This window comes from Mesorhizobium sp. M7A.F.Ca.ET.027.03.2.1 (genome assembly GCF_003999175.1).
Taxonomy (GTDB): domain Bacteria; phylum Pseudomonadota; class Alphaproteobacteria; order Rhizobiales; family Rhizobiaceae; genus Mesorhizobium.
Window position 1 is genome coordinate 1 of sequence record NZ_RZOM01000090.1, and the last position, 10,092, is coordinate 10,092.

Sequence of the window (10,092 nt, forward strand, 5' to 3'; positions counted from 1 at the left end):
ATGCGGGCGCTGCGCGACGAATCGCGAAAGGTGATCGCCGGGCTGGAGCGCTCGCTGATCGACGAGACCGGCATCCGCTCGCTGAAAATCCGGCACAACAATGTGCTTGGCTACTATATCGAGGTGACCGCCAACCATCATGCGGTGATGACCGGCAGCGATGGCGCCAAGGCGCGCTTCATCCACCGCCAGACCATGGCCAACGCCATGCGCTTCACCACGACCGAGCTCGCCGAACTCGAGACCAAGATCGCCAATGCCGCCGACCGGGCGCTCAGCATCGAGCTTGCCGCCTTCGACGCGCTGACGATGGAAGCGGTCGGTGAAGCGGAGAATATCCGCGCCGGCGCGGATGCGCTGGCCGTGCTCGACGTCTCGGCGGCGCTCGCGCTTTTATCGGAAAGCGAAGCCTGGTGCCGGCCGGTGGTGGATTCCAGCCTTGCCTTCGAGATTGCGGGCGGGCGGCATCCGGTGGTCGAACAGGCCTTGCGCCGTTCGGGCGAAGGCCCGTTCGTTGCCAATGATTGCGACCTGTCGCCGGAGGGCAGCGCCAGGAACGGCGCGATCTGGCTTTTGACCGGCCCCAACATGGGCGGTAAATCGACGTTCCTGCGGCAGAACGCACTGATCGCCATCCTGGCCCAGACCGGCTCCTTCGTGCCGGCGACATCCGCCCATATCGGCGTCGTCGACCGGCTGTTCTCGCGGGTCGGCGCCTCGGACGATCTGGCGCGCGGCCGCTCGACCTTTATGGTCGAGATGGTCGAGACGGCGGCGATCCTCAACCAGGCTGGTGAACGCGCGCTGGTGATCCTCGACGAGATCGGCCGCGGCACCGCCACTTTCGATGGCCTGTCGATCGCGTGGGCGGCCGTGGAATATCTGCATGAGAAGAACCGCTGCCGGGCGATCTTCGCTACTCACTTTCACGAAATGACCTCGCTGGCCGGCAAGCTGGCGCGGCTCTCCAACGTGACCATGCGGGTCAAGGAATGGGAAAACGACGTCGTCTTCCTGCACGAGGTCGGCAAGGGGGCCGCCGACCGCTCCTACGGCGTGCAGGTGGCACGGCTGGCCGGCCTGCCGGAAGCGGTGGTCGACCGGGCCAAGGAAGTGCTGCACCAGCTTGAGGAAGGTGAGGTTTCGGGCAAGACGAACCGGCTGGTGGACGATTTGCCGCTGTTTTCGGTGGCGGTGAAGCGGGAAGCGCCGAAGCCGCCCAAAAGCGATGCGCTGGGTATGGCGCTCGGCGAGATCAATCCCGACGAGATGACGCCGCGCGAGGCGCTGGAAGCGCTCTACCGGCTGAAGGGGCTGGCGGGGATATAGTCAGATCATCTCCAACCCGCGCTTGCGCGCTGGTGGCGGGAAGGCGCGGTCGAGATCGGCGATGTCCTGCGGCGTAAGCTTGATGTCGAGCGCCGCGACGTTCTGGCGGACATGCTCCTGGCTGCTGGCTTTCGGGATGGCGATGACGCCCTCCTGATGCACCACCCAGGCCAAGGCAATCTGCGCGGAAGTCGCATCGTGGCGAGCGGCGACCGCGTCGAGCCTGGCATTGCGCGCCAACGCGCCCTGCTCAACCGGCGAATAGGCCATCAGCGGAATGTTGCGCTGCCGGCTCCAGGGCGCCAGGTCGAATTCGAGGCCGCGCCGGACCAGATTGTAAAGCACCTGGTTGGTCTGGACATTGCCGCCATCGGGCACGCCAATCAGCTCTTCCATCTCGTCGGTGTCGAAATTGCTGACGCCCCAGTGGCGGATCTTGCCGGCCTTTTTCAAGGTCTCGAAAGCCGCGACCGTTTCGGTCAGAGGCACGCTGCCAGGCCAATGCAAGAGATAGAGGTCGATGCGGTCGGTGCGCAGGCGTTTCAGGCTGTTTTCGCAGGCGCGCTGCACGCCCGCGCGTGAAGCGTTCGACGGTAGAACTTTCGAGACCAGGAAGGTCTCGTCTCGGCGCCCGGCGATAGCGTCGGCCACCACCTCCTCGGCACCGCCGCTGGCATACATTTCGGCGGTGTCGATCAGCGTGATGCCGAGGTCGAGGCCGAGCTTCAGAGCATTCACCTCATCGGCGCGGCGACTGATATCCTCGCCCATCTTCCATGTGCCCTGGCCAAGCACCTGAACGGCTTCGCCTGAGGGCAGTTTGGTGGTTCTGATGGTCGACGGCATGGCGGGCTCCATTTGGGCCGATCGCATCACAGGCTGGACGAGAAATCCAGAGGCGCTCTCGCCGCGCTGGCGATGGCTGAAGACTTACTTCACCGGATGGGCGGCGAGCCAGGCCTGCATCTGCTTGATCTCGGCTTCCTGCGCGGCGATGACGCCTTCGGCCAGCTTGCGGATTTCCGGATCCTTGCCATTGGCGAGTTCGACCTTGGCCATGTCGATCGCACCCTGATGGTGCGGGATCATGCCTCTGACGAAATCGACGTCGGCATTGCCGGTATAGTCGGACGCCATCATGTCGGCATGCATCTTGTCCATCGCCGCCTTGTAGCCTTCCGTCGAAGGGCTGGTCGCATCCGCCGCCATGGCGCCCATGTCGTGTTTCATCTCTTCGCTTTGCGCCGGAACGCTTTCGAGGAAGACGGCAACCAGCATTCCGGCCGCCATCAGCAGCAGCACGAGTTTTTTGGCGAAGGTCATTCATGGTCTCCTGTTGGATGGGTTTCGTATTTGGGGGCTTGGATCAGAGTTTCAATGTTCTCAGCCGCAACGCGTTTGCGATCACCGACACCGAAGACAGGCTCATCGCCGCCGCCGCCAGCATCGGCGACAGAAGCGTGCCGGTGAGCGGATAGAGCACGCCGGCGGCGACCGGCACGCCAAGCACATTGTAGAGGAAGGCAAAGAACAGGTTCTGGCGGATGTTGCGGATGGTCGCCTGGGCCAGCGTGCGGGCGCGCACGATACCGTTGAGGTCGCCCTTGACCAGAGTGATACCGGCGCTTTCGACAGCGACATCGGCGCCGGTGCCCATGGCGATGCCAACATCGGCGGCGGCAAGGGCCGGTGCGTCGTTGACGCCGTCGCCGGCCATGGCAACGCCGGCGCCTTTTGCGCGCAGTTCCTCGACAAGGGCTGCCTTCTGTTCCGGCAGCAGGCCGGCGCGGACCTCGTCGATGCCGAGGCTTCTGGCGATCGCGTTGGCCGTGCGTTCATTGTCGCCGGTTGCCATGATGATGCGCAGGCCGCTTTCATGCAGCGCCTTGATCGCCTCGGCCGTCGTTGCCTTGATAGGGTCGGCGACGGCGACGATGCCGGCCAGTTTCTTGTCGACAGCGACGAACATCGCCGTCTTGCCTTCGAGCTGCAGCGCCTCGGCCTTGGCCGAGATGGATGCGGTGTCGACGCCAAGGTCCGCCATCATCGCGGCGTTGCCGAGCGCGACCGTCTTTCCCGAGACCGAACCGGACACGCCCTTGCCGGTGACCGCCTCGAAGGCGCTGGCCTCGGCAACGGTCACGCCGCGCGTAGCAGCGCCGTCGACGATGGCTTCAGCCAGAGGATGCTCCGACCCCTTCTCCAGACCGGCGGCAAGCGCCAGCAATTCCTCCTCGGAAAAACCGTTTGCCGCAACGACATCGGTCAGCTTCGGCCGGCCTTCGGTCAGCGTCCCCGTCTTGTCGACGATCAGCGTGTCGACGGAAGCGAAGCGTTCGAGTGCTGCGGCCTCCTTGATCAGCACACCGGCATGCGCTCCGCGCCCGGTGGCGGTCATGATCGACATCGGCGTGGCGAGGCCGAGCGCACAGGGGCAAGCGATGATCAGCACCGACACCGCCGAGACGATGGCAAAGATCAGGCTGGGCTCGGGTCCAAACACGGCCCAGGCGATGAAAGCGACAATCGCGACAAGGACGACGGCCGGGACAAAGTAGAAAGAAACGCGATCGGCCAACCCTTGAATCGGGGCGCGCGAGCGCTGCGCCTTGGCGACGAGATCGACGATGCGCGCCAGCGTCGTCTCGGCGCCGACCTTCTCAGCGCGCATGATCAGCGCACCATTCTTGTTGAGCGTGCCGCCGGTCAGCGCATCGCCCTCGACCTTCTCGACCGGCAACGGCTCGCCCGTGATCATCGATTCGTCGATCGAGGATCGCCCTTCCACCACCGTGCCATCGACCGGCACGGCGTCACCGGGGCGTATGCGCAGGCGATCGCCGGCTTTGACCGCATCGAGCGGCACATCGCTTTCGGAACCGTCGGCGGCGATCAGCCGCGCGGTCTTCGGCGCGAGATCAAGCAAGGCGCGGATTGCCGAGCCGGTCTTTTCACGGGCGCGCAGCTCCAGCACCTGGCCAAGGAAGACCAGTGCAACGATGACGGCAGCAGCCTCGAAATAGACCGGCACCGCACCGCCATGGCCGCGGAACTGATGCGGAAAGATATCCGGAAACAGTGTGGCGACGACGCTGTAGAGATAGGCAGCACCAACGCCGAGCGAGATCAGCGTCCACATGTTGGGGCTGCGGTTGACCAGCGAGTCCCAGCCGCGGTGGAAGAAGGGGAAGGCGGCCCAAAGCACCACCGGACTTGCCAGGACCAGTTCGATCCAGACTTTTGCCCGGTCCTCGACCAGACCTTCAAACGTCAGGCCGATCATGGGTGCCATGGCGATGATCAGAAGGGGGACCGACAAGGCAACGCTCACCCAGAACCGCCTGGTGAAATCGACCAGCTCGGGATTTGGCCCTTCATCGCCCGTTGGTACGCCCATCGGCTCCAGCGCCATGCCACAGATCGGGCAGGATCCTGGCTTGTCGCGGATGATTTCGGGATGCATCGGGCAGGTGTATTGCGTGCCTTTGGGCATCGGCTGCGGTGCCGGCCTGTCGCCGAGATATTTTTGCGGCTCCGCCTCGAATTTCGCCTGGCAGGCGGCCGAGCAGAAGTGAAAGCCCTGGCCTTCGTGGCGGGCAAAGTGCCTGGCTGTCGCGCGGTCGACGCTCATACCGCAGACCGGATCGGTGGCCGGCAGGAATTTTTCCGGCTCGGCGACGAATTTCGCGCGGCAGCCCTGGCTGCAGAAATGATAGGGATGGCCATTATGCTCGGTCGTCGGCTTGCCGGCGACCGGATCGACAGTCATGCCGCAGACCGGGTCGCGGACGACGCTCTTCGTGGTGGGCACCGCGCCTTTTGTCGAGCAGCAGCTACCATGCGCGTGATGATCGTGATCGGAATGCGTCATTCGAAAATGCCTCGATGGATCGGTGTGTGACGTGGAGATAGGGCTTCCAGTAACTGGAAGGTCAAGGGCTGTTTCGACTTTTCTTCTCCGGTCCACCGCGCGTCCATCCACCCCAAAAAAAGTCTCACGCGGCAACACCACGCCTGCTAGAGAGCGAGCGTCCCGGGGTGAGATTTTCTTTGGCAATGAAGCGTCTGGTCATCAATCTCGATCGGTCTCCCGATCGCCTTGCCCGTGTGACGGCGGAGTTTGCCCGCATCGACGTCCCATTCGAACGCGTTCAGGCCATCGACGCACGGGATCGGCCGGACCTGGACCAGCTGCCGCAAAATGTCGGATATCGGAACAGGCTGCCATTGACTGACGGCGAGATCGCCTGCCTGCTCAGTCACCGGGCCTGCTGGGCCGCCATCGCGCAAGGCGACGCTCGCTACGGGGCAATCTTCGAGGACGACATCGTCTTTGCCGCGAAAGCCGGCGCATTGCTTCGCGACAGCGACTGGATTCCAGCCGATGCCGAAGTCGTCAAGCTCGAAAGCTATTTTTGCAAGACCGTGATCCGACGCAAGCGCATTGCCATCGGTCACGGCTTTTCCACATCCAAACTCGACGCCGGACATATAGGAACCGCCGGCTACATCATCTCCAGGCAAACCGCGCTCGACCTGATCAAGGCCACAGAGGAGATCGGCATCGCTGTCGACGACCTTGTCTTCAACCCCGAGTTTTCGGTTTTGCGAGGCGAGACGATCTATCAGCTTGTTCCTGCGCTCTGCGCACAAGATCAGTTCCTTGGCGACAGGGCGCTCCAATTGCCAAGCCTGCTCAGGGAAAAGCGCGATATCCAGTGCGCCGTCGGGACCGGGAGACGCAGAAAGACAGCCATAGCGACGGTAAAAGCCGAGGCTCGGCGAATAGGCAAGCGCATTGCCGATTTCTGTCGACTGAAGCGGAGAATGGTCATTCCATTTACTTATCCGAGCCAGAGATCAGCCGGGTCTTGAACCGGCTTTCAACGCCCCATACCCAGCGTCGCGAAAACGCGCTATAGACGCCGCCGAACGGCAAGGCCGGCTGGGTATATGGCAAGAATCTCCCTGAAGCTCGACGAATTGATCGACGGCGAAGCCTTGCGCCGCGAGATGACCGCGCTGACCGCGGCCACGGCGGGCGACGGCTCCGGGCAGGTCGCGCGCAATGGCGTGCTCCAACTGCTCAAGGGACGACTGGCGGAAGGGCGCGCCATTGCCGAACGCATGCTGATGGACGATGGCGGCGGCAGCGCCTGCGCGGCGCGGCTGTCGCACCTCATGGACGAGATCATCCGGGCGCTTTACGATTTCGCCGTCACCCACGTCTACCGGGTCAAGAATCCGTCTTCGGCGGAGCGCATGGCCGTCGTCGCTGTCGGCGGCTACGGCCGTGGAACGCTGGCGCCAGGGTCCGACATCGACCTTCTGTTCCTGCTGCCTTACAAGCAGACGCCGTGGGGCGAACAGACAGTCGAATACATGCTCTACATGCTGTGGGACCTGGGGCTGAAGGTCGGCCACGCCACCCGTAACATCGACGAATGCCTGCGCCTGTCGCGCACCGATGTCACCATTCGCACCTCGATCCTCGAAGCACGTTTCCTGTGGGGCGAGGAAAAGCTCTATGATGAACTGATGCTGCGGTTCGACCATGAGGTGGTGCGCACGACCGGCCCCGAATATGTTCAGGCCAAGCTTGCCGAACGCGATGACCGCCATGCCAAGGCCGGCGAAAGCCGCTATCTGGTCGAGCCCAACGTCAAGGACGGCAAGGGCGGCCTGCGCGACCTGCAGACGCTGTTCTGGATCGGCAAATATTTCTATCGAGTGCGCACCGGCGAGGAACTGGTCGACAAGGGCGTCTTCACCGAGGGCGAATACCGCGAGTTCCAGAAGGCCGAGGATTTCCTGTGGGCGGTACGCTGCCACATGCATTTCCTCACCGGCAAGGCCGAAGAGCGCTTGCATTTCGACATCCAGCGCGAGATCGCCGAACGGCTCGGCTACACCACGCACCCCGGCCTGTCGGCGGTCGAGCGCTTCATGAAGCACTACTTCCTCGTTGCCAAGGACGTTGGCGACCTGACCCGCATCTTCTGCGCTGCGCTCGAGGAGGAGCAAGCCAAGCACGTTCCTGGCTTCAACCGCATCTTCCTGACTTTCTCCAGGCGCAAGCGCAAGCTGGCCGGCACCTCCGATTTCATTGTCGACAACCACCGCATCAACATCGCCGACGACCTGGTGTTCGAGCGCGATCCGGTCAATCTGCTCAGGCTGTTCTGGTTCGCCGACAAGCACGGTCTGGAATTCCACCCCGACGCGCTGAAGCTGCTGACCCGTTCGCTCGGCCTGATCAACAAGTCGCTGCGGCGCGACGAGGAGGCCAACCGGCTGTTCCTCGACATATTGACCTCGGATCGCAATGCCGAACTCAATCTGCGTCGCATGAACGAAGCCGGACTGCTCGGCAGGCTGATCCCGGATTTCGGCAAGATCGTCGCCATGATGCAGTTCTCGATGTACCACCACTACACGGTGGACGAGCATCTGATCCGCTGCATCGGCGTGCTGGCCGAGATCGAGCGCGGCGACGGCGAAAAGGTCCACCCCCTCTCGCACACGCTGATGCCGGGCCTGAAGAAGAGCCGCGAGGCGCTCTATGTCGCCGTATTGCTGCACGACATTGCCAAGGGCAGGCCGGAGGACCATTCCGAGGCGGGGGCCAGGATCGCCCGTCGCATCTGCCCGCATATGGGGCTGTCGCCTGCCGATACCGAAACCGTGGCCTGGCTGGTCGAGAACCACCTCGTGATGTCGATGACGGCGCAGACCCGCGACCTCAACGACCGCAAGACCATCGAGGATTTTGCCGCGATCGTGCAGTCGGTCGAGCGGCTGAAGCTGCTTTTGATCCTCACCGTCTGCGACATCAGGGGCGTCGGACCCGGTGTCTGGAACGGCTGGAAGGGCCAGCTGCTGCGCACGCTCTACTACGAGACCGAATTGCTGCTGACCGGCGGGTTTTCGGAAGTGTCGCGCGCGCAGCGCACGGCGGCGGCGCGCGAGCGCCTGGCCGAGGCGCTTGCCGACTGGCCGGACAAGGCCCGCAAGCGCTATGTCGGCCAACACTACGAGAATTACCTTTTGACCGTCGATCTCGCAGACCAGTTGCGCCATGCCGAGTTCATCCGCGAAGCCGACGTGTCAGGCAACAAGCTTGCCACCATGGTCAAGACCCACCAGTTCGAGGCGGTGACCGAAATCACCGTGCTGGCGCAGGACCACCCCCGCCTGCTCTCGGTCATCGCCGGGGCTTGCGTCGGAGCCGGCGGCAACATTGTCGACGCGCAGATCTTCACGACGTCGGATGGCCGCGCGCTCGACACGATCCTGATCAGCAGAGAATTCGATCGCGACGAGGACGAGCGCCGGCGTGCCGAGCGTGTCGGCCGGCTGATCGAGGACGTGCTGTCGGGCAAGAGTTGGCTGCCGGAAATGATCGAGAAGCGCACCAAGCCGCGGCGCGGCTCCAAGGTGTTCAAGATCCCGCCGCGCGCCGAAATCCGCAACACGCTGTCGAACCGTTTTTCGGTCATCGAGGTCGAGGGCCTCGACCGGCCGGGACTGCTGTCGGAGATCACCGGAACGCTTTCCGACCTGTCGCTCGACATCGCATCGGCCCACATCACCACCTTCGGCGAAAAGGTCATCGACACTTTCTATGTCACCGATCTCACTGGCCAGAAGATAGATAGCCCGGCCCGCATCGCCACCATCCGCAATCGGCTGATGGCAACGCTCGAAGGCATCGTGCCCGAACGCGGCGGCAAGTCCAGGGCGGCGGCCGAGTGACAACGACCATCACTTTGTCCCAATTGCGCAGGCAGTTCCCAAAAGCATGAGCCTCGTCAAGAAATTCGCAACGGTCGCTTCCGGCACGCTGATGAGCCGCGCGCTCGGTTTCGGCCGCGAGATGCTGATGGCTGCCGCCCTCGGTACCGGACCGGTCGCCGATGCCTTCAACGCCGCCTTCCAGTTTCCCAACACCTTTCGCCGGCTGTTTGCCGAGGGGGCCTTCAACGCCGCCTTCGTGCCGCTGTTCGCCAAGGAGATCGAAACCCACGGAACCGAAGGCGCCAAGCGCTTTTCGGAGGAAGTGTTCGGCGTGCTGTTCACGGCGCTGCTGGCGCTGACGATCATCATGGAACTGTCGATGCCGCTGATCGTGCGCTTTCTGGTGGCGCCGGGTTTTGCCGGCACGCCGGGGAAGTTCGACACCACGGTGACGCTGGCGACGATCATGTTTCCCTATCTGATCTGCATGTCGCTGGGCGCGATGATGGCGGGCATGCTGAATTCGTTGCGCCGCTATTTCGCCGCCGCGGTGGCACCGGTGTTCCTCAACATCATCCTGATCGGCGTGCTCGCCTATGCCTGGTACAAGGGCTCGGATGCCCTCACCGTCGGCTACGGGCTGTCCTGGGGCGTGCTTGCCGCCGGACTGGTGCAACTGGCGATCGTCTGGGTGGCGGTGCGCCACGCCGGCATCTCGATCGGCTTCCGCCGGCCGAAAATGACGCCCGCGGTCAAGCGGCTGCTGATCCTGGCGCTGCCGGCGGCCATCACCGGCGGCATCACCCAGATCAACCAGCTGATCGGCACGGCGATCGCCTCGGCGCAGAACAGCGCGGTATCCTCGCTCGCCTATGCCGACCGCATCTACCAATTGCCGCTCGGCGTGGTCGGTGTTGCGGTGGCGATCGTGCTGTTGCCCGAACTGTCGCGGGCGCTGAAGTCGGGCAATCTAATCGAGGCGGCCAATCTGCAGAACCGCTCGGTCGAGTTCACGCTGTTCCTGAC

Annotated in this window: 7 protein-coding genes; 4 read left to right on the forward strand and 3 right to left on the reverse strand. The window is 63.6% G+C overall.

Annotation, left to right across the window (positions count from 1 at the left end):
• On the forward strand, positions 1-1,329 hold a 1,329-nt coding region (mutS, locus tag EN750_RS06480), incomplete at its 5' end, for a DNA mismatch repair protein MutS (RefSeq protein ID WP_127395938.1).
• Here mutS and EN750_RS06485 read toward each other — a convergent pair.
• From EN750_RS06485 to EN750_RS06495, 3 genes are all read right to left on the reverse strand, one after another.
• Entirely contained in the window at positions 1,330-2,175 is an 846-nt protein-coding gene (locus EN750_RS06485) for an aldo/keto reductase (RefSeq protein WP_127395939.1), read from the reverse strand.
• A gap of 84 nt (positions 2,176-2,259) precedes the next feature.
• A complete protein-coding gene (locus EN750_RS06490; RefSeq protein ID WP_127321683.1) occupies positions 2,260-2,652 on the reverse strand; it encodes a DUF305 domain-containing protein in 393 nt (130 codons plus the stop codon).
• A 43-nt stretch (positions 2,653-2,695) separates the two neighbouring features.
• On the reverse strand, positions 2,696-5,200 hold the full coding sequence (locus EN750_RS06495; RefSeq protein WP_127395940.1) for a heavy metal translocating P-type ATPase: 2,505 nt from the start codon (positions 5,198-5,200) through the stop codon (positions 2,696-2,698).
• A 185-nt stretch (positions 5,201-5,385) separates the two neighbouring features.
• Here EN750_RS06495 and EN750_RS06500 point away from each other — a divergent pair, with 185 nt between their 5' ends.
• From EN750_RS06500 to murJ, 3 genes are all read left to right on the forward strand, one after another.
• Positions 5,386-6,204 (forward strand): glycosyltransferase family 25 protein, encoded by an 819-nt coding sequence (locus EN750_RS06500; protein ID WP_127395943.1) that lies wholly within the window; start codon positions 5,386-5,388, stop codon positions 6,202-6,204.
• 78 nt (positions 6,205-6,282) lie between these two features.
• Positions 6,283-9,084, forward strand: a complete 2,802-nt coding sequence (locus EN750_RS06505; protein WP_127395941.1) for a [protein-PII] uridylyltransferase — start codon at positions 6,283-6,285, stop codon at positions 9,082-9,084.
• A 46-nt stretch (positions 9,085-9,130) separates the two neighbouring features.
• A partial coding sequence (gene murJ, locus EN750_RS06510; RefSeq protein WP_127395942.1) for a murein biosynthesis integral membrane protein MurJ occupies positions 9,131-10,092 on the forward strand: 962 nt, incomplete at its 3' end.